The organism is Pseudoalteromonas umbrosa (assembly GCF_030125375.1).
Classification (GTDB): Bacteria; Pseudomonadota; Gammaproteobacteria; order Enterobacterales; family Alteromonadaceae; genus Pseudoalteromonas; species Pseudoalteromonas umbrosa.
On sequence record NZ_JASJUU010000010.1, the window covers coordinates 111,929 to 135,830 of the forward strand.

The 23,902-nt window shown below is 44.5% G+C and carries 24 protein-coding genes; 11 read left to right on the forward strand and 13 right to left on the reverse strand.

Features of this window, described 5'->3' with window-relative positions; genetic code table 11:
* The coding region (locus tag QNM16_RS24450; protein ID WP_284022841.1) for a calcium-binding protein at positions 1 to 1,206 on the forward strand (1,206 nt) is incomplete at its 5' end.
* A 120-nt stretch (positions 1,207 to 1,326) separates the two neighbouring features.
* On the opposite strand, the gene QNM16_RS24455 is transcribed toward QNM16_RS24450, so the two are convergent.
* Both QNM16_RS24455 and QNM16_RS24460 read right to left on the reverse strand, forming a co-directional pair.
* On the reverse strand, positions 1,327 to 1,836 hold the full coding sequence (locus QNM16_RS24455) for a YbaN family protein (RefSeq protein WP_284022842.1): 510 nt from the start codon (positions 1,834 to 1,836) through the stop codon (positions 1,327 to 1,329).
* A complete protein-coding gene (locus QNM16_RS24460; RefSeq protein ID WP_284022843.1) occupies positions 1,805 to 2,410 on the reverse strand; it encodes a biliverdin-producing heme oxygenase in 606 nt (201 codons plus the stop codon). The genes QNM16_RS24455 and QNM16_RS24460 overlap by 32 nt, the downstream gene beginning before the upstream one ends.
* A 308-nt stretch (positions 2,411 to 2,718) precedes the next feature.
* Here QNM16_RS24460 and QNM16_RS24465 point away from each other — a divergent pair, with 308 nt between their 5' ends.
* The 3 genes from QNM16_RS24465 to QNM16_RS24475 all read left to right on the forward strand — a co-directional run bounded on the left by QNM16_RS24465 (position 2,719) and on the right by QNM16_RS24475 (position 6,496).
* On the forward strand, positions 2,719 to 3,906 hold the full coding sequence (locus QNM16_RS24465) for a cellulase family glycosylhydrolase (RefSeq protein ID WP_284022844.1): 1,188 nt from the start codon (positions 2,719 to 2,721) through the stop codon (positions 3,904 to 3,906).
* A gap of 254 nt (positions 3,907 to 4,160) precedes the next feature.
* Entirely contained in the window at positions 4,161 to 6,179 is a 2,019-nt protein-coding gene (locus tag QNM16_RS24470; protein WP_284022845.1) for a methyl-accepting chemotaxis protein, read from the forward strand.
* A 98-nt stretch (positions 6,180 to 6,277) separates the two neighbouring features.
* A complete protein-coding gene (locus QNM16_RS24475) occupies positions 6,278 to 6,496 on the forward strand; it encodes a TIGR02450 family Trp-rich protein (RefSeq protein ID WP_284022846.1) in 219 nt (72 codons plus the stop codon).
* Between the two features lie 7 nt (positions 6,497 to 6,503).
* On the opposite strand, the gene QNM16_RS24480 is transcribed toward QNM16_RS24475, so the two are convergent.
* Complete coding sequence (locus QNM16_RS24480; protein ID WP_284022847.1) at positions 6,504 to 7,712, reverse strand: helix-turn-helix domain-containing protein; 1,209 nt, start codon at positions 7,710 to 7,712, stop codon at positions 6,504 to 6,506.
* Positions 7,713 to 7,902: 190 nt separating this feature from the next.
* Here QNM16_RS24480 and QNM16_RS24485 point away from each other — a divergent pair, with 190 nt between their 5' ends.
* Together QNM16_RS24485 and QNM16_RS24490 are read left to right on the forward strand one after the other, a co-directional pair.
* Positions 7,903 to 8,616 carry a DUF2306 domain-containing protein gene (locus QNM16_RS24485; RefSeq protein WP_284022848.1) on the forward strand — a complete coding sequence of 238 codons (714 nt, stop codon included), beginning with the start codon at positions 7,903 to 7,905 and terminating at the stop codon, positions 8,614 to 8,616.
* A gap of 162 nt (positions 8,617 to 8,778) precedes the next feature.
* Entirely contained in the window at positions 8,779 to 9,591 is an 813-nt protein-coding gene (locus QNM16_RS24490; protein WP_284022849.1) for an SDR family NAD(P)-dependent oxidoreductase, read from the forward strand.
* Here QNM16_RS24490 and QNM16_RS24495 read toward each other — a convergent pair.
* Positions 9,588 to 10,478, reverse strand: a complete 891-nt coding sequence (locus QNM16_RS24495) for a LysR family transcriptional regulator (protein ID WP_284022850.1) — start codon at positions 10,476 to 10,478, stop codon at positions 9,588 to 9,590. The two genes, QNM16_RS24490 and QNM16_RS24495, sit on opposite strands and share 4 nt — an antisense overlap.
* 98 nt (positions 10,479 to 10,576) lie before the next feature.
* On the opposite strand from QNM16_RS24495, the gene QNM16_RS24500 reads away from it, so the two are divergent.
* Both QNM16_RS24500 and QNM16_RS24505 read left to right on the forward strand, forming a co-directional pair.
* The gene (locus QNM16_RS24500) at positions 10,577 to 11,569 is read left to right on the forward strand and encodes a zinc-dependent alcohol dehydrogenase family protein (protein ID WP_284022851.1); all 993 of its coding nucleotides are present in this window, start codon (positions 10,577 to 10,579) and stop codon (positions 11,567 to 11,569) included.
* 98 nt (positions 11,570 to 11,667) lie between these two features.
* On the forward strand, positions 11,668 to 11,856 hold the full coding sequence (locus QNM16_RS24505; protein ID WP_284022852.1) for a hypothetical protein: 189 nt from the start codon (positions 11,668 to 11,670) through the stop codon (positions 11,854 to 11,856).
* A gap of 28 nt (positions 11,857 to 11,884) precedes the next feature.
* Here QNM16_RS24505 and QNM16_RS24510 read toward each other — a convergent pair whose 3' ends face one another.
* The 5 genes from QNM16_RS24510 to QNM16_RS24530 form a co-directional block, all read right to left on the reverse strand.
* Positions 11,885 to 12,268 carry a hypothetical protein gene (locus QNM16_RS24510; protein ID WP_284022853.1) on the reverse strand — a complete coding sequence of 128 codons (384 nt, stop codon included), beginning with the start codon at positions 12,266 to 12,268 and terminating at the stop codon, positions 11,885 to 11,887.
* On the reverse strand, positions 12,265 to 12,861 hold the full coding sequence (locus tag QNM16_RS24515; RefSeq protein ID WP_284022854.1) for a hypothetical protein: 597 nt from the start codon (positions 12,859 to 12,861) through the stop codon (positions 12,265 to 12,267). The genes QNM16_RS24510 and QNM16_RS24515 overlap by 4 nt, the downstream gene beginning before the upstream one ends.
* Positions 12,862 to 13,051: 190 nt before the next feature.
* The gene (locus QNM16_RS24520; RefSeq protein ID WP_237137902.1) at positions 13,052 to 14,428 is read right to left on the reverse strand and encodes a class II fumarate hydratase; all 1,377 of its coding nucleotides are present in this window, start codon (positions 14,426 to 14,428) and stop codon (positions 13,052 to 13,054) included.
* A gap of 8 nt (positions 14,429 to 14,436) precedes the next feature.
* Positions 14,437 to 14,724, reverse strand: coding sequence for a hypothetical protein (locus QNM16_RS24525; RefSeq protein ID WP_284022855.1), 288 nt, complete (start codon positions 14,722 to 14,724; stop codon positions 14,437 to 14,439).
* A gap of 179 nt (positions 14,725 to 14,903) precedes the next feature.
* Positions 14,904 to 15,074 (reverse strand): hypothetical protein, encoded by a 171-nt coding sequence (locus tag QNM16_RS24530; protein WP_155731883.1) that lies wholly within the window; start codon positions 15,072 to 15,074, stop codon positions 14,904 to 14,906.
* 198 nt (positions 15,075 to 15,272) lie between these two features.
* Here QNM16_RS24530 and QNM16_RS24535 point away from each other — a divergent pair, with 198 nt between their 5' ends.
* Positions 15,273 to 15,863 (forward strand): DUF938 domain-containing protein, encoded by a 591-nt coding sequence (locus QNM16_RS24535; RefSeq protein WP_284022856.1) that lies wholly within the window; start codon positions 15,273 to 15,275, stop codon positions 15,861 to 15,863.
* Here QNM16_RS24535 and QNM16_RS24540 read toward each other — a convergent pair.
* The 4 genes from QNM16_RS24540 to QNM16_RS24555 are packed head-to-tail and all read right to left on the reverse strand — an operon-like array spanning position 15,840 to position 21,469.
* Positions 15,840 to 16,994 (reverse strand): GNAT family N-acetyltransferase, encoded by a 1,155-nt coding sequence (locus tag QNM16_RS24540; protein WP_284022911.1) that lies wholly within the window; start codon positions 16,992 to 16,994, stop codon positions 15,840 to 15,842. The two genes, QNM16_RS24535 and QNM16_RS24540, sit on opposite strands and share 24 nt — an antisense overlap.
* Positions 16,990 to 18,261, reverse strand: coding sequence for an alpha/beta hydrolase (locus QNM16_RS24545; protein ID WP_284022857.1), 1,272 nt, complete (start codon positions 18,259 to 18,261; stop codon positions 16,990 to 16,992). Before QNM16_RS24545 ends, QNM16_RS24540 begins: the two co-directional genes overlap by 5 nt.
* Positions 18,237 to 20,987: an ATP-binding protein gene (locus QNM16_RS24550; protein WP_284022858.1), complete on the reverse strand. Its 2,751-nt coding sequence runs from the start codon at positions 20,985 to 20,987 to the stop codon at positions 18,237 to 18,239. The genes QNM16_RS24545 and QNM16_RS24550 overlap by 25 nt, the downstream gene beginning before the upstream one ends.
* Positions 20,988 to 21,007: 20 nt before the next feature.
* Positions 21,008 to 21,469, reverse strand: coding sequence for an Lrp/AsnC family transcriptional regulator (locus QNM16_RS24555; RefSeq protein ID WP_284022859.1), 462 nt, complete (start codon positions 21,467 to 21,469; stop codon positions 21,008 to 21,010).
* Positions 21,470 to 21,607: 138 nt separating this feature from the next.
* On the opposite strand from QNM16_RS24555, the gene QNM16_RS24560 reads away from it, so the two are divergent.
* Together QNM16_RS24560 and QNM16_RS24565 are read left to right on the forward strand one after the other, a co-directional pair.
* Positions 21,608 to 22,801 (forward strand): PrnB family protein, encoded by a 1,194-nt coding sequence (locus QNM16_RS24560; protein WP_284022860.1) that lies wholly within the window; start codon positions 21,608 to 21,610, stop codon positions 22,799 to 22,801.
* The gene (locus QNM16_RS24565) at positions 22,791 to 23,900 is read left to right on the forward strand and encodes an aminotransferase class V-fold PLP-dependent enzyme (protein WP_284022861.1); all 1,110 of its coding nucleotides are present in this window, start codon (positions 22,791 to 22,793) and stop codon (positions 23,898 to 23,900) included. Before QNM16_RS24560 ends, QNM16_RS24565 begins: the two co-directional genes overlap by 11 nt.
* Positions 23,901 to 23,902 lie beyond the last annotated feature (2 nt).

A 23,902-nucleotide genomic window follows, 5' to 3' on the forward strand; every position in this document is an offset into this window, starting at 1 on the left:
AGCTGGAAAAGAAGTAGCACTAATCTTGTGTTTATACATAATACAACTGGTGAAACCATCACCGTTAAGAATTACTTTTTGTCTGATATTCATAGCATCGAAGCTGCAGAATTAGCTGATGGGACTCAATTAGATTTAGCGCAAATTGCCCTCGATGTGCGCAATGTAACGGGCACTGATGCTGGAGAGAGTTTGTATGGTTTTGAAACCGATGATGTGCTGATAGGCGCAGGCGGCAATGACCGTATATATGCAGGTAGTGGTGCGGACGTTTTATCGGGCGGTAGTGGGAATGACATCTTGCAGAGTGATGCGGGTAATGACATTCTGGATGGTGGCAGCGGCAATGATACTTTGCGTGGTGGACAAGGTAATGATGTCTACCGTTGGGGTGTAGGCTCTGGCAATGATGTCATAGAAGACTATGATGCTGTTGATCGCAACGACGCTAATCATGTCGATAAATTGGTGTTTGGAGAAGGGATCAATTTAAGTGATTTGAGCTGGGAAAGAAGTAGCAGCAATCTTGTGTTTATACATAATACAACTGGTGAAACCATCACCGTTAAGAATTACTTTTTGTCTGATATTCATAGCATCGAAGCCGCAGAATTGGCTGATGGTACCCAATTAGATTTAGCGCAAATTGCCCTTGATGTGCGCAATGTAACGGGCACTGACGCTGGAGAGTATTTGTACGGCTTTGAAACCGATGATGTGCTCGCAGGCGCTGGAGGTGCTGATCATCTTTATGGTTATGCTGGCCAAGATGTACTGAATGGTGGTACGGGTAATGACCGCTTGATTGGTGGTGCAGGGAGTGATACATATCGCTTTGAAGGGAGTTTTGGTCAAGACTCAATCTCAAATTATGATGCGGACCCTCAAAGCACAGATGTGATTGACTTTACCGGTTTAACAAGCGGTGATCTATGGTTTAGTCGCAATGGCAACCACTTGATGGTTGATGTGATAGGCACCGATGATCGTGTGCAAGTAGACAATTGGTTTATCAACTCAAATTACCGAGTAGACAGTATTGTCACGACAGACGCCTCTTTGGCTTCAGAACAAGTGGACCAGTTAGTCAATGCGATGGCTGCATTTGATGTACCTCAAGGTGTAGGGGCTATTACCTCTGTTGCGACAGAAGAACAACTGGCGCCAGTCTTGGCACAAACATGGCTGGTTAAAGTCACAGGTTAATCGCATATATTAAATTGGTTTTCTGTATTTAAAAGGCACTTTATAAGTGCCTTTTTTATGATTCATGCAAGGGCAGAAGTTACATGCGATGAACTAATTATCGATATAGCAACTCATGTGTTAAAAAGTGAGTGGGGAGGACATTAACCAGTAGCAAATAAGAGAAAAGCTGATGGCACTCAGTAGGATATTGATCTTTTTAGCTATGGCTTTGTTCGGCTGCTCTGAGGAGGTACTTGGTTTTGAAAATAAATAATTGCAGATAAATGCAAACAATACGGTTAAAAACATTTGCAACCAACCAAACGAAAACACAATTCCTGATATGATTAAGCTTACACTCATACCTGCTGCGGCTAGATATTTTGCTGGTCTTGGAACGACCTGCGCCTGTCGCCAGTTATTTAAGATGTGGCCGAATTTGGGATGAGTAAGTAGCCAGTGCTCAAGACGAGCAGATGATTTTGAAAAACACCAAAGTGCAATGAGCAAAAATACGGTTGTTGGCATAATGGGCAAAATAGCGCCAATCAATGCAAACCCGAGTGAAATAGTCCCACCGAGTAGGTAGGTGTATTTCACAAGGTTTTGTTTTAAGTTAAGCGACATGCGTGGTGTTTGGTTGAGCATAACTCAGCTCTACTAATTCATTTGCAAACTTAAATGCAGCTTGCGCGCCTTCAAGCATGGTATCTTCTTGCTGAGCATTTAATGATGCATCTTCAATGCATTGCATAAATTGACGCCAGTTTGAACCTCGACTTGAACCTGTTAAAAACCGAGCGCCAAATTCGCAGTGTAGGCCTAGTTTTTCAGCTTCTTTGGCTAGGATGGCGGCACCAAGCTTTGAACCTTCAATCACATAGAGCCAGCCCAAACTCTCAAAAATGGGTATATCAAGATGAGGGAGTGCAGGAAGAGGCTCTGGCTGAGTTATGCCTAAATCTTGAAAGTCCTGTGTCAGTTGTTCGCTCCGATCTCTGTCTGGTAGGTCAGGAATGATTTCAGCAATCTGTGGACTTTGATATAGCGCAGCAACGTAATTCATTAAATAATACTGATAGCGTAAAAATAGGCCGTAATTTGCTTTGTTTTCGAATGGTGACTGCGCCATGATTTTTTTATCTAGTTGGTCATGGACACTGGATGTTGATGCCCTAAGTTTGCTCATTCTCGGGTAGTTAGCAGATCGTAAGTTACTCATTTTCTTTCAATTAGATTGGTCATATAAATAAGAACGCATGAGCCGTTAAAACCCATAAAGTGAAGTATAAAAAAATTGTAACCATATGATTTTTAAGTTCTATCTAATGGATAGATAAATGGGATTACAGGCCAAAAACGCAGTGAAAAGCTAGGCGTGGGCTTTGTGAATAACAGCGATTTTTAGCACATTTCAAACCACTTTCAATACTTTACGATCAATTTGGTGAAAAATAATAGCCATTTAGTTTGGCAACCTCTATATCTCAATCAGGAACAACAATGTAAACAATGTGTAAAGGTTGAAAAATGAAAAAACGTTATTTGAGTGCTGTCTCATTGGCAGTCGGACTGATATCAAACCAAGTTTATGCTGCTGATTGCAGCGCAGTAAATACCTATCCAGATTGGCCACAAAAGAACTGGCAAGGGCAACCCAGCCATGCTGGTGCTGGTGATAAACTGGTGCACAATAATACGCTTTATCAAGCTAAATGGTGGACCAGTTCGGAGCCTGGTACGGGGTCCGCGTGGCAATATTTGGGTCGCTGTGACACAGGTGTCCATATCACGCCGGTTGAAAAATACGGCCGTTTGCAAGTGTGTGGCACGGGCCTGTGTAGTGAGTCAAACCAGCGTATTCAATTACGTGGTATGAGCAGTCACGGATTGCAGTGGCATGGCTTGGGCAAATGTTTGACTGATAAAAGCTTAGATGTACTGAGTTATGATTGGCAAGCTGATGTACTGCGATTGAGTCTATACGTTCAAGAAGGCGGCTATGAGACAGATCCGGTTGGTTTTACCAATCAAATGCATACGCTTATTGAGATGGCGAGTGCGCGCGGGCTTTATGTCTTAGTGGACTGGCACCAACTAGACCCGGGCGACCCTAATTATAATGTTGAGGCCGCCAAAACATTTTTCACTGAAATAGTGACAAAACACAAGCACCGCAATAACCTCATCTATGATATTGCCAACGAGCCCAATGGCGTGCCTTGGTCTGCGGTACGTCACTACGCCGAGCAAGTTATCCCTGTGATCCGTAATATCCAACCTAATGCTTTAATTATGGTTGGTACACATGGTTGGTCAACATTTGGGGCGTCTATGTCGGATGGCGATTTACAGGATGTGATCGATGACCCAGTGCCGTTTGATAACATCATGTATACCTTCCACTTTTATGCTGCTGCACACACGGATTATCACCGCAATATGCTCGATAGAGCGTCGGATATTTTCCCTGTATTTGTCAGTGAGTTTGGTACGCAGCACTACACAGGTGGTGGTGCAAATGACTTTGTGAGCTCGCAGAAATACATCGATTTAATGGCAAGAAAAAAGATCAGTTGGACAAACTGGAATTACTCAGACGACCCGCTCAGTGGTGCGGCGTTTAAGGTAGGGAGTTGTGCGTCGCAAAATTTTGCTGACTCTGAACTCAAAGAAGCCGGTGCATGGATCAAAGCAAAAATATTAGAAGGGCGGTAGTTATTCTTCAAGCAGATTTAGCTGTGGTAAGAGAGCGTGCACACGCTATTTTACCACTATTTTTTTGGTGACTGTTCATTGGGGTGAAATTCTAGGATATCTCATTCATATTATTGCTAAATATACATTTTTATACCTTTTATCGGTATTTTTTATGTTTCATAATTTATCTGTTTATTTTCATTTAGATAAGTGTGAAAAATAAATAATTTTGAAATTGGGTGAGCTGTACTATAGTTTAATTCGTAAAAAAAATGTTTAAGAAAAATAGTGGTGCAGTGATGTTACAAGCAATTGCTCGATTGGTTTCTAGCCATATGACAACCGTTGTATTACTACCATGTTTACTCTTAGGCGCAGTGATTTTTTACGATGTATCCATGTCGGCTAAACGGATGAACGACGCCTATGATGCAGAGTACAATGCGTTTTTGAGCCATATGGTATTAAGTGTTATCCATGAGACGCAAAAAGAGCGCGGAGCCTCAGCGGGCTTTATCGGCTCTAAAGGTGCTAAGTTTAAAGATAATTTGCGTCAGCAGCGTACTCAAACAGATAGATTGATTGCCACGCTTAAGCAGGAAAAACAGCATTGGGATTTAATCCCTGAAATGGCCAAAGAGTTGGCCGAGTTTGAACGCATGTTTGGCAATTTGTCGCAAATTCGCAGTCGTGTAGATGCCTTGTCTATCCCACTTTCCGAAGCGTTGAAGTTTTACACTGATATCAATCTCAAAGCATTGCATATGGTGATCACTGCATCGCGGCTGAGTAACGATCACACCATCGCCACTGAATTGGTGGCCATCTACAATTTTTCTAGTGCTAAAGAGTCCGCGGGGATTGAGCGCGCCGTATTATCTAATGTATTGAGCCGAGACAGTTTTACGCCAGCACTGAAAACCAAACATGTTGCACTGATGACTAAGCAAGACGTGTACCTTGAAGAAGCTTTAGAGGCCTCGCCTCCAGAAATGAAACGTATCTTAGAGCAGGCACTTAGTGGCAGTGCCTTTCGAGAAGTGGCCCGTTATCGTAGCGGGGTTGAAAGTAAAAATGATAATTTTGGACTGGATGCGGAGAGCTGGTTCAAAGCAGCTACAGATCGTATTAACGCACTGAAAGAAGCTGAAGAAAAAGCGCTCAGCTTGGTGGATGAAACGGCCATCAAAATTCAGCAGCATGCGGTGTGGGTGTTGGTTACAGAGTTGGTCATTTTAGTCGTCGGCTTGGCTATCACCGCGGCATTATTTTTTGCGATACGTCTGCGTCGCCGCCAGTCAGCAAAAATTGCTGAAGGCATAGATATTGCCATGCTAAACAAAAACCTTGGGCATGAGATTGGCGTGATTTCTAAAGACGAGCTGGGGAAGTCTGCAAATAACATCAACAAGCTAACTCGCCAATTTGAAGATGATTTAATTGAGTTTGCTCGGGTGTCTTCCAGCATTGCAAATGCCTCCCAAGAAACTGCAACGGCGATACAGCAAAGCCAAGAAAATTTAGTCAGTCAGCAATCTGGTATTCAAACGATAGCGTCTGCCTCAGAGCAGATGAGCGCCAATATTCAAGTGATTGCCAATTCTATGAACGAGAATGCGGCGGCTGCAAAAACCGTGACTCAAGAGTCATTGCAAGGTCAGCAAGTGGTGGCTGATGCAGTGCAAGTGATCCAACAAGCCTCAGATGATATGGCACGCTCTGCACAATCGGTGGATGCACTCAATGAGCGTGTAGGCAGTATTTCTTCCATGGTTGAAATGATCAAAAGCATTGCAGAGCAGACTAATCTCTTGGCGTTGAATGCTGCCATTGAAGCGGCCCGTGCGGGTGAGCAAGGGCGTGGTTTTGCCGTGGTGGCTGATGAGGTACGTAGCCTTGCCAGTCGTACACAAAAATCAACAGAAGAGATCTCAGCTTTGGTGAGCGAGTTACAAACCAGCTCCTCAGAGGCGTCTGATGTGATCACTCAAGGTAAAGAAAACGCGCTGGAGGCGGCGCAGCGTGCGGAAGAAATTAAGCGTGCCCTTGAGCAAATTGTTGAACAAGCTCAACAAGTTGAATTGGTGACCGAGTCTGTATCGAGTAACACTCAGCAGCAAAGCAATGCCATTGATGAAGTGAGCAAAAATATCAACGGTATATTCCAAAAAGCCACGGAAAATGTCAGTGGCGCCGAGCAAATCAATATTGCCGCCACAGACATTGCTAGAGCTGCACAAATGATGGATAAATTGATAGCTGAATACACGGTGAGTCAGTCAGTGCGCTAATCCTATGCAGGCGTGCTGTTCAGGTATGCCTGTTGTCATGTTGATCTGGGATGATAAATTTGGCGTATCAAACAGCAAATTAATTTAAAACTTTATTTATGCAGCACACACTTACTCCAAAAAAGTTGCTCCACAGTAAGTGGACGTCAGTGAGTCCAGAGCACAAAGAAAAGCACTTTATGGTCACGTCAGTCGAGTTTGATGAAGATGGCAAAGTGATTGAGTGTATTATTGAAGCTTTGATGACGAAACGTGAAATTGCCATTAATTGGCGCGTGCTCAAAGACCCTAAAATTTGGAAAATGGGCTGGAAGTAGGCCTGAGCTAAGTTTCTTTTTTCCGATAGGCACTGGGCGTCATGCCGGTGTGTTTTTTAAAGGCGGTATAAAAAGCAGACTTAGAATTAAAACCAACCGACATAGCCACATCCAATATGGTTTTATCGCTGTGCATGAGACTCTGCTTTGCTGCATCGACACGGTGCTGATTTACAAAATCGAAAAAGCGGATATCTAGCGTTTCATTTAAGGTTTGAGAAATATAATGACTCGGTGCATGAATGTGCGCTGCGAGCTTTGGCAGTGATAAAGCAGCGTCTAGATAGAGCTTATCACTGTGCATTGCATGCTGTAATTTTGTGGCAATTCTTTGCGCTTGCTGGGTGTCTAAAGCAGAGCGCTGATACTTTTCTTCACTGCTTGATGTCGGCTCGTTCGTCAGCGTTTGATTGGGCGCAGAGGTGTTCTCAAGGTGATAGCACTCTGCAAACCCCGGCTTTTGTCTTAATCCCCACAAAGATAAGCTATATACGAGCAGTAACAGTAAAGTGGCATGCAGATACGGGCTAAGCTGAATTGGACTTAGTAGGTTATCGAGTACTAAGTTCGTTGCGATGAATAGCCACACTCCGCCGACGGAAGCTAATAACCAGACTAGCCAGTGCAGCTCTTTTTGCTCGGTAGATGCAAACACATCTTTTAGCCTGATATGGTAATCACGCAGCAAATTGAGAATTTTGTAAAAGTACCAAGCTGATTGCACCACCCAACCGAGTACGCAGACAAACGTCATGATCAGTAAGCCATAGATGATTATTTGAAGCAGGTTGGAGGCGTGTGTAATAACAGTGAGCTCATCACTCACCAAAATCCCATGTTGATAGCGTGAAGGCAAACACAGTGCAACGAGGGCAATGATGCTGCCAACACATGCGGGGATCAAATGCCTCATATCATGATATGAAAGCTGCCAAGGGGTCCTACTGGTCAGTGCTTTAGTGTATAGCCATAAGCTTGGCGCGATCAGTAACAAGGCGGGTAAGGACGCAATGTGGTTGATAATTTGCCACTCGATTGGCAGCAATACTTTGCTGACGGGTAACATAGCAATGAGTCCAATGGCGAGCAAACAGACTGCCAAAGGCCAATAAATTTGATAAGTACGCACCCGCAAAATAAGTTGGTGTGCACTAAAAATAATGACACATAATGTGGCCACATTGAGGGCAAATAGACTGGGTTGCTCTACAATCATCCGTCTGACCGAGACCTTATTGTCAAAATAAAAATAAGTATATAAAACAGGGTGCTAAATAAGCTTTAAATCATGGTTAGCGCCAAGCTGTTTTGCTGTTTTTGTCCTGCCCAATCAGCTAGGACGACCTCTTTTTAATCATCTTACATAATCATCGCATCCTTCACCAGATGAATTAAGTGAGTAAACAATGACTAGCAACAATCAACCCGTCGCATTTAATTGGCCAGTGATCAGTGGCCTGCTGTTAATCATGGCGGTCCCCGGTATACCCGCCATCATCATTATTGCGTTAGTGCTGTTAGGTCAAACTGATGTTTTAGGCATGGCTGATGTTATAAACCCTCAGTACTTAGCTGCGCCTGCGGCGATATTAACCCATGCTATGGCGGGGGTAACATTCTTTTTAACCATGCCTTGGCAGTTTTCGCCTCGTCTTCGTATTCGCTACCCGCGCTGGCACAAACTTGCTGGACGCATCGCGGTGATATCTGGCTGCGTGATGGCGTTATCTGGAATTTGGCTACACCTTGTGTTGTCTCCAAATGAGTTAGGTGGACGTTTTATTTCGTTGGTTGTGATGAGTATCGCAATTGTTGGGGCGTTTTCAGTAGCAGTTTGGCAGATAGTCCACGGTCACGTGAAAGAGCATAAAAAGTGGATGATGCGTGCGGTGGCGATAAGTTTAGCAGCCATTACACCGCTATTTATTGGCATGATAGTGCATTTGGTGTTAGGTCATTGGAAAGAGACATTTGCACCCGTGCTCACGCTTTACCATGATTACGACAGATTGGTTGCCATGTTGATTAACCTAGTCGTGGTTGAGTGGTTAAGTAAAAAGCCTCAAAAAGCGGGTAAGCCAAATAGAGCGACAATGTCAGCGTCACTGTGTGAAAAATAAAGGCGCTGTGTTTGAAAGCAAGCGTTAGAGCGTGGTTTGATATTTATTATCAATTTATTTTTGAAACTGATTTAAAAAGATACACTATTATCAATATTAGTTAGGTGTATTAAAGTGATCCGCAGACATTATTGACACGGTTAAAGGGCAAAGGGGAGCGCAATGAGCAAAACCATTTTAATTACCGGATCGACAGATGGCATTGGCAAAGCTAGTGCAATTACCTTGTTGATGCAAGGACATCGTGTGTTATTACATGGTCGTAATCAAGATAAGCTAGATGCATTGTGTGATGAGCTCTCAACGCGCTTTGGCTGTGAACGTGTAGTAGGTTATTGTGCTGATCTGTCTGTGATGGCTGAGGTCACTTCGCTGGCAAAGGCGGTCACTGAAGATAATGCCCAGTTAGATGTATTGATCAACAATGCTGGTGTGTTTAAAACCACACAAACGCTGACCAGTGATGGTTATGATATGCGCTTTATGGTCAATACCATTGCCCCTTATATTTTGACTAAAGCGCTGCTCGCCATTGTGCCAAAACAAGGGCGTATTATTAACTTATCATCTGCTGCTCAGTCGCCGTTTGAGGCGAGCGAGTTATTAACTCCCAGTAACCTATCTTCGGGGGCTGTGTATGCAAAAAGTAAATTAGCGCTGACCATGTGGTCGATGTGTTTAGGTGCACAATTAAAAGTGAGTGGACCGTGTATGGTGGCAGTGAACCCCAAGTCTTTTTTAGGCAGTAAAATGGTCCAAGAAGCTTATGGTATGCAAGGCAGTAGTGTGCAGTTGGGCGCGGATATTTTAGTTGAAGCGGCTTTGGGTGAGCGTTTTGCTGGCGCCGGCGGGCTGTATTTTGACAATGACATTAATCAATTTAGCCCACCCCATCAAAGCGCCATGGATCAAAGCTTGATGGCCGACTTAATGCAGACTTTGACGCAGTTACATCAACAAGCGAAGCCAGCTTAATCCCAGTAGGGCACATCTCCGATATAGGCTTTGAGATAGTCAATAAACACACGCACTTTGGGGGCCAGCATGCGAGAGCTTGGATAAACGGCCCACAATGCAGTGTCATTGACAAGGGGTACCTCTTTTAACACTTGCACCAACTTGCCTTCTTGCAGTGCTTGATAAGCACACCACATCGAGCACAGTGTGATCCCCATACCGCGTATGCACGCATCCCGAATGGCTTCGCCATTGTCTATTTGCAGTCCACCGATGGGCTTAAACTTGATGTGCTCTGTCGCACCTTCAAAGACCCAGTGCTCTATGCCGGTTAGGTTAATCAAAGGGTGAGCGCTTAGTTGTTCAACTGAGTTGGGCATGCCATGCTTGGCAATATACTCAGGGGATGCACATAAAATACGGGTATCGCTGGCAAGCTTACTGGCTATCAGGGAAGAGTCACTCAGTGCCGCATTGCGAATAGCCACATCGAAGCCCCCTTCAACCATATCAACGATACTATCACTCAAACGAAGATCTATTTTCAGTGCCGGGTAGCGCTGTGTAAATTCCACCAACGCGGGCACGATGTGCATACGTCCAAATGAGGCTGGAGCGGTGATCCGCAATATTCCCTGTGGTGTGTGGCTGCCTGCGCCGATGGCGGCTTTAGCGACTTCAACGCTCTCGAGTACAGACTCGGCATGGGGTAAAAAAGCCAACCCCTCTTCCGTTAAGGCCACTTTGCGGGTAGTACGATAAAGCAGTTGTGTTTCCAGTGTCTCTTCTAATTTATTGATATGAGCGCTGGCAACAGCTGCAGAGAGCCCCAGCTCTTTACCTGCTAGGCTAATGTTATTTGTGGCGGCGATGCGGGTGAATAATTTTAAATGCGCAATGTTCATTATCAATCAAATCTAAAAACTGATTGTATTTATATCGATATTATCAAAAGTATAGTTAAAAAATATACTGTTTGTATTCACTGAACGAGGATTTAATCATGAAAGCAATGGTTATAAATGAATTTGGCGGTACAGATGTATTTACACAAACAGAAGTGACAAAACCGGAAGTTGGTACGGGACAGGTTCGCGTGAAGGTAATGGCAAGCAGTATCAACACGGTAGATATGATGATCCGTGAAATGGGGCCGGCGCTGCCACTCTCGCCTGCACTGCCTGCTATTTTAGGTATGGACTTTGCTGGCGTGATTGAGTCAATTGGTGAGGGCGTAGACGGTTATCGCGTTGGTGATGAGGTCTATGGTTGTGCGGGGGGGTTAGCTGATCTGCCGGGTGCACTGGCTGAATACATGATTGCCGACGCCAATTTAATTGCGCATAAGCCGACTTCATTGAGTATGCGTGAAGCCGCAGCCCTACCATTGGTCGGGATCACTGCATATGAAGGCTTGATTCGTGCAGGCGTTGCAGATGGTCAGCGTGTGCTTGTACATGGCGGTGCAGGTGGTGTCGGTCATGTGGCGGTGCAATTGGCGGTACATTTTGGCGCAGAGGTGTTTGCAACGGGTTCTAAACCAGACCAATTGGACTTAATCACGCGTTTAGGTGCGACACCTATTAATTATCAAACGGAATCGGTAGCGGATTATGTCACAACACATACGCAAGGGGCGGGTTTTGACTTGGTGTATGACTCAGTAGGCGGAGCAAATTTATTGAACTCGTTTGAAGCGGCGGCACTGAACGGTCAGATTGCGACAACGGTGTCGTTGGCTGAGATTGATTTATCTGTGGCGCATTTTAAAGGGCTGTCATTGCATGTGGTCTTTATGCTTATTCCGATGCTACATAATGTGAAGCGCGCTGAGCATCACCATATTTTGGCTAGTATGGCTGACATTGTAGACGCAGGTAAGCTCAAACCTGTGCTTGATGCTTCAGATTGGAGCTTTGCACAGGTCGGTGATGCCCATGCACGATTAGCCAGTGGCCAAGCGATGGGCAAGGTTGTGGTGAGTAACCTTTGGTAAAAAGAAATCGGCACTGGCTGTTGCTGCAATTAAAATAGGTGCAGATTTTATAATGTACCGCTATGATAAAATGATGTGTCTAAGCGTATGAGTTGTCAGTGTCTTTTTATTTATTATCGCTATTGTTGATGTTTGCGTTATTCGGTGTGGCATCGACTTATTTGTTGCGCTTTATGTATTGTTACTGGTTCAAAAAGCGCTTGATGCTATCTTATTTGGGTTCTGCGGGCTTGTGTGTTGTCTTGGTGGTGCCATTGCTACTGCTGAACCACTTCTTAGCGGGATAGGCAGTGATGGGGCTCACTGCCTAGAAATCTATTTCAATACGATTGATTTGCAAGTATTGCTGATGCACAGTGCTTGAATGGGTAACACTGGTTCGCAAATTTCGCTTGCAATCTTATCTTTATTGTCGGCTTGCTCTGCTAGGGTGACTGCTTTAGCCGCGCGTTCGACATCGTCTTCATTCACATTACGTGACGAGTACACTAGGTATCGGCTTGGTCCACCACAGGTTAGTCGCTCGCCAACTGCGATGACTTTGCATTGAAAGCTGGCATCGCAGCCTTTATCTGCAATGACCTGTTCAAGTGAATTGCTGGAATGGTTCTGACTAAGTTGTGCGCCTGTTTCGGTGGTTACACAGCCAGTCAAAAATATCATTGATAGACCAAAAACAATGCCGAGTTTACACTTCATCGATAGTCCCTAGTTGGTGATTTGTTCGTACCACCTAGTGTAACACAAGTATTTTCAACACATTGAGTTGTTGGCTGACGTAAATGCTCACAGATGCTGATCATGCCATGTTTAGCATTATACTGAGCTTCACTGTCAGTGAGTTTTTTAGCTAGCTCGTAAACTTTGTTTTGATCTGCGGTTTTGGTAGAAAACACTAAATAGCTTGAAGGTCCGCCGCATGCGCGACTACCCACAGGAATGGCAAGACATTGGCTATTGCTGTCACAGGTTTTGTCTTTGGTGATGAAGTTTAAATACTTATGCTGATTTTGGATCCCGGCTTGTGATATTTCATCTTTGTTATAGTGGGCAATGGGCTCAGCTTTGGTGATCATTTTCGCTGGTGCTGGCTTGCCATGGCCAGTATCGTGACGCACTGCTGACTTAGTTTGTAATTGTGCTGGTGCCAGTTGTTTTTTGTTTTGCTTAACTGGTTGCTCAGCGACTTGTGATTGTGTTTGTTGTGACTGGGTCGTTTCAGAGTCTGCTTTTGTACTGGAACACCCTGAAATAACCAATAGGCTAGCGAGCGTTAGCTTAAATGCGTTCATAATCTATCCTGTTTTTTTTTAACAGTGTGCCGTGCTTTGTGTTGAGATACAAGAGCCGGCACGCTATGGGTTGAGCAACTTAATGGGTGAAAACTGTCCCAATTCAGTGAGCCATAGCTCGCCTGTATCATAGCTGAATAGCCTCAGGCGAGCTTGCACAAACCCTGTATAAGATTAGAGCGCTTTTCTCTTATAGACCACCTTCTGTGAGTTTTTGTGGATCTAGCAGTGTTTTAAGCTCATCTTCACTCAGATCTGTATGCTCTGCTGCAACTTCAATAATTGGACGCCCTTCTTTATAGGCTAATTTCGCAATGGCTGCTGCTTTTTCATAGCCGATCACCGGATTCAATGCAGTCACTAAAATTGGGTTACGCGATAGCGCACGCTGGATGTTTTCCTCGTTGACTTTAAACGTTGCGATGGCTTTATCAGCGATTAGGCGAGAGATGTTTGCCAACAACTCAATGCTTTGCAAGATGTTGTAGGCGATCACAGGTAGCATGACGTTAAGCTCAAAATTGCCTGACTGGCCACCCACTGTGATTGTGGCATCGTTGCCGATCACCTGCGCACTGACCATGGCTGCTGCTTCTGGGATCACTGGGTTGACTTTGCCCGGCATAATTGAAGAGCCAGGTTGCAGTGCTTGCAGTTCAATCTCTGCTAGGCCTGCTAATGGCCCTGAGTTCATCCAGCGTAGGTCGTTGGCAATTTTCATGTTTGCGACAGCCAAAGTTTTTAACTGGCCAGAAAGTGCAACGATGGCATCTTGTGAGCCAATGTTGTAGAAGAAGTTTGGACTTGGGTTAAAGCGAATACCCACGTTGCTACTTAAGTACGTATTAAATGATGCAGCAAATTGCTTATCAGCGTTAACACCTGTTCCCACAGCGGTGCCACCTTGGCCTAATTGATACACTTTTTCTAGAGAAGACAAAATGCCTTCGTATGCTGAGTCAATTTGCTGCTGCCAGCTGCTGAGTGTTTGAGCAAATGTTACAGGCATCGCATCCATTAAGTGTGTACGGCCGGTTTTTACATGGTGACCCACCTCTTTGCTCTTTCTTTCAATAGTTTGTGATAAATGCTTAAGCGCTGGAAGCAGTTCATAGACTGCCGACGTTGCGCTACTGACGTGGATTGCCGTTGGGATCACATCGTTCGAGCTTTGCCCCATGTTGACATCGTCATTGGGGTGGATGTTTAAGCCACTTTGTTGGCTAGCAAGTGTCGCAATCACTTCATTGGCATTCATGTTTGAGCTGGTGCCAGAACCAGTTTGAAATACATCAACAGGGAATTGGTCAAGGTGAGCACCATCAATGATTTGCTGACAGGCTGTTGCAATGGCTTTGGCTTTATCTTGATCTAGGTGACCTAACTGTGCATTGGCTTCTGCTGCAGCTTGCTTGATATAAGCAAGGGCACGAATAAAGCTGGTTGGCATGGTTAAGTCACTAACAGGGAAGTTGTTCACAGCGCGCTGTGTTTGTGCTTGATACAGTGCTGTTTCTGGTACTTCTAAAGTGCCCATGCTATCAGATGCGGTGCGGTAAGTGGTCATACTGACTCCTAGTTAAAAGGATTAAATTCGTGACTGATGATCCTAGCTTCGCGCTCGAGGCGGTAAAAAGGCGCCATAGAACGGTGTTGTTTTTTATAAAAACGTTTTAGTGCTAGAAGCGGTTTATGAAGTTGCTCGAAACATTGTTGGCGAAAGCTCTGGTGAACGAGTGGATCAGCAATGTGATTGAGTAATTCAAAAAAGACACGTCGTAAATAGAGTTCTTGTAATAATACGCATGGCTTTTTTTCATACCACTTAGCCAGCTTGAATCCATCTTCGATAAAGTTGGCCACGTGCACAGGGGCCTCTAAGTAAGGGCGTTGACATTGTGTATCTAAGCGGGGTTGAAACTGACATAGAACTTGCGGTGTAACCATGACATATTATATTTTAGTGTAACGATAATTATTATCATTACACTAAAATGGGAGATTAGCAACCCTTATGCGGATTGTAAGTGATGGCGTTGTTGTCAGTTATAACCCAAGATAAACTGTTCTGTGGTTTGATCTTTTTCCTGCTCTTTACTGCTGAGCAGATCAGCGACTTCTTGTTGATAGGTTTGCTTAGACTCAGCGGCTTCTTGCTCTGGGATATGGCCTAAGCTTTGATTGGGCATATGTGTCACTTTTGAGTACTTCATTTTTGGCATCTCCATACAGGGTTTTTGAACGGGTACACTAGGTACTTATAGTCAATGCCTATGTTTTTTGCATACCATATACCAAAATTTTTTTATCTATATTTATCAGCACAGTAAATAGACATTGAGAATAACTCGTTGCAAAATGGGAATCACATTGCGCCAACTCGGCGCGTAAGTGGTCTATTTAGGTGCAAAATGACAAAGCCATTCTCTCAAGCGTGTGAAAATAATAAGGGGCCAATTTTAGCCCATTTGGCGCCCTTCATCGGTGAGGCGCAGAGTGTATTGGAAGTGGGCTCTGGGACTGGCCAGCATGCGGTGCACTTTGCCAAAGTACTCCCCCATGTGATTTGGCAAACCGCTGACTTGCCTTGCAATCATGAAGGGATTATCAGTTGGTGTGAAGAGGCTGCGTTGGATAATTTGCGCCTTCCATTAGCGTTGGATTTAAACCAGCAATGGCCTGTGGCAAAGGTGCCTGTGATTTATACGGCCAACACTTTGCACATCGTTTCTAAAGCGCTGGTAGAGCGCTTTTTTACAGGTGTTGAGCGTCACCTCGATACTGACGGGAAAGTGATAATTTATGGCCCGTTTAATTATCAAGGCGTATTTACGTCGCAAAGTAATGCCCAGTTTGATGCACTTTTAAAGTCTCGCGACCCTGACAGTGGGATCCGTGATATTGAATGGATCATGACCCTCGCGACAGCAGCGGGCCTTAAGTTAGTGGCTGATCATGCCATGCCAGCCAATAACCGACTACTGTGTTTTAAACGGCAGTAATGTTGTGCACTGGCGTGCATAATGAGCAATTTGGCTGCGCTCAGTATTGATAAAGTCGCCTATCGCTTGGCTAAATAAAGGGTGGCAGATGGTGTGATACGAGCGCGTAAACACGGGCTCAAATCCCCTTAGTAGTTTGTGCTCCCCTTGTGCGCCAGCATCAAAACGCGCTAATTTGTGCGTAATGGCATAGTTGATCCCTTGATAGTAGCAGAGTTCAAAGTGTAAGTGCTCACTATCTTCCAGTGCACCCCAGTACCTTCCATATAGCGTGTCTTTATCTTGTAGATATAAGCTGGCAGCAATCAATTCCTGTACATTGGATTGGTCGTGTTTTCGATAGGCGCAGCAGAGCTTTACTTGCTCTGGGATGGCATTAAATAGCAGCTCAAAAAATGCGCGAGTTAAATAGCCATTGTGTCCTGAACGTTTACGATAGGTCTGACAGTAACATTGATAAAAAAGATCTATGATATTTTTATCAATGTGCGATGCATCCAGCCAGACAATGGACAGATCTGAGCTATTAACCTTGTCGCGTTCTTTATTTATCATTTTGCGCTTACGCGCTTTCATCGTCGCTAAAAAGGCATCAAAATTCGTATAACCTTGATTATGCCAATGGAATTGCACACCATGGCGTTCAAGTAACTGCGCACTGGGCCAAGCTTCTTCTTGGCGCGGGAAATTGACATGCCAGCCAGACCAAGCTTGTTGCGCCGCTTCGTCATCGAGAACAGATTGAATGAATTGATACAGTGTCTCTGTGGGGGCTTCACATAAAAGCCGCGCGCCGACTACTGGCGTAAACGGCACACCAGATAACCATTTGGGGTAGTAATCTAGGTTGTGTCGCTCATAGGCTTCTGCCCATGCCCAATCAAATACATATTCCCCGTATGAGTGGCTTTTAATATATCCAGGCAAAATGGCGACTGGGTGCGCGGTGTCTTGCTGGTATATCACCAAGTGATAAGGCTGCCAGCCTGTTTCGCGTCTCACACTGCCACTGAGTTCAAGGGCTGATAACCACGCATAGCTGGTAAATAAACTATCACCTGCTAAACGCTGCCAATGCGATTGCTCTACGGCACTGATGCTGGTCACAAATTGATGACGATACGGCTTAATGGACATGATGATTTAAGAACTCACTAAGTTGTTTAACCAAACCTGCGTAGTCAGGATTAAAGGTAACTCTGGCAAGTGGCGTGTGTGCCGCTTTATTGGTGCTGTGGTGTTCGCCAAAGGTAATTTGCTGTGCAGATTTACATGCTTGGTAGGCGGCTTCATCGGCAAAGTAGCTGCCGCAGTGGCGATACGCGCCCTGCTCGCCATAGTAGGGGTGATGTTGTGGTATCAGCAAACCAACGTGCGACATATCAATGACCTTGTCTAGTTTATCAATGCGAGTGAGTGCTATACGTTGGTCAAGCTCTATGGGGTTATTTGCATAGAGTCGCAATGCCAAGGGGGCGCGGTGTGTTTTGGCCCATCGCGTTAGCAAGTTCAGTGTGGCTTGGCTGTTTATGGTGGCATCAACATCGCTCATTATGGTTAAGATAGGCAGATCAGTTGGCACGTTACTCTGCATCATATCAACCATAACATTATGTACTAAGGCTGCTGCTGCAAGGGGAAAAGACTCATATTTGGCAAAATCGAGATCGGCATCTTCATCAAGCCAATTCATCAGCGGCAGCCAATCAACCCACTGTGCCATCCAGCTGTTTTTGTTATGAGACTCTGTGGCAGGGGCAACCAATGCTAACGCTTTGAGATTAGATGGTGTGCGCTTTTCGATCTCGAGGGTCGCTAATGCCGCACCGGTAGAGAAGCCGATAATGGCAAAGTGCTTGAAATCCTTGCTGGTACGCTCAATGGCGTAACTGACATGACGCTGCCAATCGCGATTGGACACACGCCTTAAATCATCTGCTGCCGTACCATGGCCTGGTAACAGTAAGGTTCTGACATTAAAGCCTTGGCGATATAAATCTGGTGCAATGGTATTAAAAATATAAGGTGAATCGGTTAAGCCATGGATCAGTAAAATGCCTTTGTCTTGGTTGTGATGTAAAAGTTGATAAGGGGCGATGTGATCAATGACTTGAGTTTGCTTCGCTTGTACAGGCACAGCAGTCGGCAGTGGACAGGGAAGTGTTGCCCGTTTGTTGCGCTTTAATATTAGGGCCTTGGCGGCATCGATATATTCAGCGTAAGCCATATTTTCTGTTAGCGTAACGGCGGCGGGACCTATGTTATTCGCATGGCGGTATTCGCCAATTTGTATGCCTTTTACGTACTGTTGATGATCTGTGGGCAGTGTTGTGCAGTCGTGTGCAAAGGCGCTAACTGCCCACAGTGTTGAGATTAAGCCGATGAATTTTTTGAGCATATTTGAGCATAATGAGCCAGACATGCTCCTAGCTTATCGCGATCAAGCGGTTTTGCAAGATGGCTGTTAAAACCAATGGCCAAGGCATAAGCTTTGTCTTCAGGCATGACATCTGCGGTGAGCGCCACAATGGGCAAGGCTTTTTGATCGTATTGCTGACGCAGTGTCGACGTGGCCTGATAACCATCTAATATCGGCATTTGGCAGTCCATCAGTACTAGGTCAAACTTGCCTTGTTGGACGGTCGCAATGGCTTGTTGACCATTGGCGACTAATTCATATTTCACGCCAAAAGAGTCTAACATGGATCTGATCACGATTTGATTGACAGGGTTGTCCTCTGCCACCAAAACGTGGAGTTTGGCAATCTGAGATTCATCGAATTGCGGGCGTGAGACACTGGTTGCTTCACCAAATGGACAGCGGATAGCAAAGTGAAAGTGACTGCCAACATCTATTTGGCTTTCGACATGCAAACTACCGCCCATTCTATCCGATAGCTCCTTGCTGATAGCTAAGCCCAATCCCGTGCCGCCAAAACGTCGTGAGGTTGAATCATCCGCTTGCACAAACGGAGAGAAAATATGTTCTATTTTTGCGGCTTGAATACCTATGCCAGTGTCTGACACGCTGAACTGGACTCGATAATCAGCATCGCTTTCTATCACTTCACAGTGCAAACTAACTTGACCGTGCTGGGTAAATTTAATCGCGTTACTACACAAGTTTATCAACACCTGCTCTATTCTCAGCTCATCACCTTTAAGCCAAACGGCATGGTCAACGTTACTGTACAACCGCCAACTTAAGCCCTTTTCTTTAGCGCTGGAAGAGAATAGGTTATCCATATGGGCAAGTAATTTTTGTAGGTCAAAGTCATATTGCTCTATGTGCAATTTATTCGATTCAATTTTGGTGATATCGAGTATGTCGTTTACAAGGCCCAGTAATGTCTTGGCGGACATATTGATGTGCTCGATATATTTTTTTACGACATCGAGAGAGTGTGAGGTTTGAGTCAAAGAGGCAAAGCCGATCACCGCATTGAGTGGTGTACGGATTTCATGGCTCATATTGGCAAGAAAGCGACTCTTTGCTTGGTTTGCTTGCTGTGCATCCTGCAGGGCAATATTAAGCGATTCAGTGCGCTCTGCGACCAAGTGGTTGAGGGCGATATTTTGGTAATTGTAGAGCAACACGATAAAGGTGATGAGCGCACAAATACACAGTTGCAGGGTCAATAGCCAAATCGTTTGCTGATGATTTAAGTGACTTATATAGCTGTCTTTAATTGCCAAAGTTAAGCGCCATGTTTGGCCCGCAAAGCGAATTTGAGTGCTGTAATGGGTATCAGCATGATAAGGCTTTTGGGCAGTATCATAGTTGCTGAAAAAAGGTTTTTCACTGTTGCCATCATAAAAGGCGAGGTCGTAGTTATTCGCCAATGTCATTTTGAGCACTGAGGTGAGTAAGACATCAGTTTGCACCACGCCGATGGCGTAACCCACAATATCTGCATTGAGTGTTTGCTGCGTCGTATCGTTTTGATGAAATACTGGCGAAAAAAGCACATAGGCAGGTTTAGCTGGTTGTGTTTGTACCAGCTTAACCACATTGGTTGCTCTGGGCTGAAGAATAATTTCAGGGTCTTCTAACGCGGCTTTGCGATTGGCTCGCGAGTAAATATTAAAACCGAGCGAGGCAAAGTTTTCTGCCTGTGGAGAGACATATTTCACCACGACCATGGGGTCATTACTATTGAGTGGTGGACCATGCAATAAAACTTCCTTTCGGTACAGTGCATCCAGCTCTGCTTGTAAGGTATATGCGTCTGACTGCGCAATGCGTTGCCCCCAAGAAACAGCAAATAAAAAGGGATAGCGTTCCCTTTGCTGTTGGGCTATTTGCATAAATTTATCTTGGCTAAATTGGGGCTGAGACTGCAATTTAGCAGCGACCCCTTGTACCGCAAGCATACTGAGATTGACATGCCTTAGTACGACATTTTCGATAATATCGACTTCGCGCTGTGCCTCTCTTTGCGCTGCTTTTAAGTTAGCTTGATTAGATAAATACGTGGTGGCTGTGACCGACAGAAACAGGATCGAGCAGGTTGCTAACATGATGCGCTTGTGCTGGTAACCGCGTGGCTTAAACACCGTAATATTCAGCAGCATGAGCAATAAAGGGGTAAAAATTAAAATGCCAAGGCTGTCCCCTAGCCACCAAGCAATGACGTTTTGCCAGTGCTGTGAAAAGGCATATTGAGGGTTAAATAGGCTTAAAGCGAGCATACCAATATTGGCTGACGTGACATTGGCAAGTATGCCAACCAGCAATACATAGTAAGCTATGTTCTTTCTTGAGCGCATTAATAAAGGGTCGCCAAGCCATAACCGCATTAAATATCCGCCCAATAAGCCCTGTATGACAGCGCCAGAGGCAACCACCGTTACTTGGACAATATCGCTGTAGTGATTGATATGGGTTTGTAGCCCAAAGTAGGTGGTCCAATTAAATAATACTGAAGCGAAAAATATTGCAGGTGCAAAGCGCCATCCCCATAAAAAGCAGCCAACAAGGGCAATACCTGCTGGAAGCCAAATCGGCAGCACCTGATCTTCAAATGCGATGAGAGTGAAGAGTTTTCCAAAGCCAAAGTAGCTTAGCGCTAACCCAATATAGGCGAGTGCATGATGCAATGACGAGCGGAACTGAATGTGCATAAACTAAATGCCTTTAAAACTCATAGTGGAACTCCGCGTTTATTGAAGGTTTGCTTCAACACAATGGTTGATTCAACAGCTGCAATAAAATCTAAAGATGCGAGGCTGTGTTTAACAAAGTGTTCATAACTGGGTAAGTCCTCAGCAATGATCTCCAGTAAGTAGTCGTGACTGCCTGACACTACGGAGCAACTTCTGATTTGCTGCAGTGCGTCAACATGCTTTTCGAAACTTTCGGCTGCTTTGACTGAGTTTTTGGTTAAACGAATAAATGCATAAACAAGAACAGAGTAGCCGACAGCTGGAGGTGATATATCGGCATGATACCCCAAAATGACACCATCTTGTTGTAGTTTTTTAACTCGGCGTAAGCACGGTGTATCGGATAGGCTAGCTTGCTCGGCAAGCGCCGCGTTACTCAGCCGCGCATTTTGCTGTAATGCGCTAAGTAAAATCCTATCTTTGTTATCAATGTCGGCCATATTGGTTAATTCTGCTATTTTTTTTCATTTAAAGTAGGTATTCCTCTAATTGAGTTTAATGATTAATAAATAATTGGCAAATATTGCTTCTGGTGTTTTGCTAGCCTGTCACTAATGCAATTTTCAGGATTTTTAACAATGACAAAAAGAACAAAAGAGTTTGATCACTGGATAAGAAATGAGTTTGTCATGCTCAACGATAGGTTAGAAGGGATGTACCGTGAGCAAGCTGATCCGGCGAATGTAGTTGGTGTGGGTGAAGAGATAAAGCAGCAATTACTGTTACAAGGGCAGAAATATATTGAGGCGCTACTCAAAGAGGGGAATACCGATGAAGGGTTTGATAATGCATTTGATCTACTAGGTAATGTTGGCTTATATATGGCTGCATGTCGTAGACATGAGTTGACAGAGCCAAGTAAAGAGCGACAATCTCCATTGAAAGAGGCATCTGCATTATCAATGCATATTGGTTCATCTATTGGTGTTACACCAAGATTTGCAACAGCACATTTAACAACACACAATACTGCAGTTAACGGGACATACAAGCGGTTTACCAGCGATCCGGCTGAAAAGCTCTTTATTGATTACAATACACGCGGAATTTTGGCATATAAACGCGCTGCAGAGGCATTGTTAAAAGTGCAGCCGCTGGGTATTTCACACCCCATGACCCCGGTTTTATTGGAAGAAGTAAAGCGTGCGCTGGTGGATGTGATTAATTCGAATCAAGCCTTATTTAAGCAATTAGACACGGCCTCATTTTTTTATGTCGTTAGGCCATATTACAAGCCATATCGAGTGGGGAAAGAGGTATATCGCGGTGCAAATGCCGGTGATTTCGCAGGGATTAATGTGATTGATATGATGTTGGGTCTATGCCAAGCCAATGATGTTGATTACGCCCAAATCTTAGTAGAAAAGCTACTGTATATGATGCCCGAAGATCAGGCGACATTAAAAGAGTGCATGCGCTTACCAAATTTACTTGATGCATTTTTAGCTGCGCAATCACATCGTCATGAAAGTTGGTATCAAGAAGCGCTCAAAGTCTTTCTGCAAGCGTGCAAATTACATGGTGATACGGCAATACAACATCACAATCAACTAGTAGAAAAGTACATTTGCGGACCTGCTAAAAACTTAGCTAATCAACATCTTGATAAAGTAACCGCCAGCGGCCCACCGTTACAGGTTCTACTTGACCAGCTCAAAACCTTGCGAGATAAAAGAGCGGCTGCAAAACGTGCTGATCTGGATACGCGTCATGATGACTTAAAGGTATTGCGACAGTCACTGATAAAACCTGAGGTTCACCATGCAAGCTAATGATTTTTTTATGCCAGAGGGCACTTATTTATTGAGTCACTCGGTGGGGCGTATGTTAAAGACAGCACCAGCGCATTTTACAGAACAATTTTTTAATCCATGGCAGCAACAAAATCGTGAACCTTGGGCGCAATGGTTAGCAGGCGTGATGCAGTTTAACCAGGCATTAGCAAAGTTATTAAATAGCCATGCAGATAATTTTTGTCCTCAAGCAAATTTGTCCAGTGGATTGACAAAGTGGCTCATGAGTCAATCATCGCTACAAAATAGGCGGGTGCGTGTTTTGCTAAGTGAAGATGATTTTCCGAGTATGGGGTTTGTATTGCAACAGGCACTTGATGATGTTGAATTGTGCTTTATACCTGCCGGTGAAGATATGAGCGCTCTATCTACTTGGCAGGCACATTTAAACCAGCATTATGATTTGGTGTTTGTCAGTCATGTGTATTCGAATACCGGTCAGCAAGCACCAGTGCCAGACATTATCCCTCTGGCTAAAAAGTTTGGCTGTAAAGTGATTGTAGATATTGCGCAATCTGCGGGTATTTTGAATGTGGATTTGTCTTTATGGCAAGCCGATTGTGTCCTTGGGTCGTGTGTAAAGTGGTTATGTGGTGGCCCCGGTGCCGGGTTTCTTTGGGTGTCTAACGAATCTTTAGCCATGTGCGCGCCTAAAGATGTCGGTTGGTTTTCTCACCAAAATCCATTTGAGTTTGATATTCATAATTTTACTGCGCATGACACTGCGCTGCGATTTTGGGGGGGAACACCTTCAATCGCTCCCTATATTATGGCCGCTAATAGTATTGATGCTTTGAATGAGTTTGGCATTGAGCGAATACGAGCACACAATTTACAATTATTAGCGCGGATCTGGCAGGCGTTACCGCAGCTGTGCACTTCGCCAAAAAATGCAGAGCAGTGTTCAGGTACCGTGATTATGAATGCAGGCAGTAAGCTCGAGACTTGCTTACATGCTTTAACTGAGCAGAATATAGCTGTTGATGCGAGGCGTTATGGGCTGCGTATTTCGCCGCATATATATAATAGTGCCACAGAAGTTGAGCAATTCATTGAGGTGATAAACTCACTGACATAAAT

Excerpts from the sequence above, each read along its gene's own strand:
- QNM16_RS24455 (WP_284022842.1), bottom strand. The coding sequence starts at position 1,836 with ATGCTCAACCAAACACCACGCATGTCGCTTAACTTAAAACAAAACCTT.
- QNM16_RS24460 (WP_284022843.1), bottom strand. The coding sequence starts at position 2,410 with ATGAGTAACTTACGATCTGCTAACTACCCGAGAATGAGCAAACTTAGG.
- QNM16_RS24465 (WP_284022844.1), top strand. The coding sequence starts at position 2,719 with ATGAAAAAACGTTATTTGAGTGCTGTCTCATTGGCAGTCGGACTGATA.
- QNM16_RS24470 (WP_284022845.1), top strand. The coding sequence starts at position 4,161 with ATGTTTAAGAAAAATAGTGGTGCAGTGATGTTACAAGCAATTGCTCGA.
- QNM16_RS24475 (WP_284022846.1), top strand. The coding sequence starts at position 6,278 with ATGCAGCACACACTTACTCCAAAAAAGTTGCTCCACAGTAAGTGGACG.
- QNM16_RS24480 (WP_284022847.1), bottom strand. The coding sequence starts at position 7,712 with ATGATTGTAGAGCAACCCAGTCTATTTGCCCTCAATGTGGCCACATTA.
- QNM16_RS24485 (WP_284022848.1), top strand. The coding sequence starts at position 7,903 with ATGACTAGCAACAATCAACCCGTCGCATTTAATTGGCCAGTGATCAGT.
- QNM16_RS24490 (WP_284022849.1), top strand. The coding sequence starts at position 8,779 with ATGAGCAAAACCATTTTAATTACCGGATCGACAGATGGCATTGGCAAA.
- QNM16_RS24495 (WP_284022850.1), bottom strand. The coding sequence starts at position 10,478 with ATGAACATTGCGCATTTAAAATTATTCACCCGCATCGCCGCCACAAAT.
- QNM16_RS24500 (WP_284022851.1), top strand. The coding sequence starts at position 10,577 with ATGAAAGCAATGGTTATAAATGAATTTGGCGGTACAGATGTATTTACA.
- QNM16_RS24510 (WP_284022853.1), bottom strand. The coding sequence starts at position 12,268 with ATGAAGTGTAAACTCGGCATTGTTTTTGGTCTATCAATGATATTTTTG.
- QNM16_RS24515 (WP_284022854.1), bottom strand. The coding sequence starts at position 12,861 with ATGAACGCATTTAAGCTAACGCTCGCTAGCCTATTGGTTATTTCAGGG.
- QNM16_RS24520 (WP_237137902.1), bottom strand. The coding sequence starts at position 14,428 with ATGACCACTTACCGCACCGCATCTGATAGCATGGGCACTTTAGAAGTA.
- QNM16_RS24530 (WP_155731883.1), bottom strand. The coding sequence starts at position 15,074 with ATGAAGTACTCAAAAGTGACACATATGCCCAATCAAAGCTTAGGCCAT.
- QNM16_RS24535 (WP_284022856.1), top strand. The coding sequence starts at position 15,273 with ATGACAAAGCCATTCTCTCAAGCGTGTGAAAATAATAAGGGGCCAATT.
- QNM16_RS24545 (WP_284022857.1), bottom strand. The coding sequence starts at position 18,261 with ATGCTCAAAAAATTCATCGGCTTAATCTCAACACTGTGGGCAGTTAGC.
- QNM16_RS24550 (WP_284022858.1), bottom strand. The coding sequence starts at position 20,987 with ATGCACATTCAGTTCCGCTCGTCATTGCATCATGCACTCGCCTATATT.
- QNM16_RS24555 (WP_284022859.1), bottom strand. The coding sequence starts at position 21,469 with ATGGCCGACATTGATAACAAAGATAGGATTTTACTTAGCGCATTACAG.
- QNM16_RS24560 (WP_284022860.1), top strand. The coding sequence starts at position 21,608 with ATGACAAAAAGAACAAAAGAGTTTGATCACTGGATAAGAAATGAGTTT.
- QNM16_RS24565 (WP_284022861.1), top strand. The coding sequence starts at position 22,791 with ATGCAAGCTAATGATTTTTTTATGCCAGAGGGCACTTATTTATTGAGT.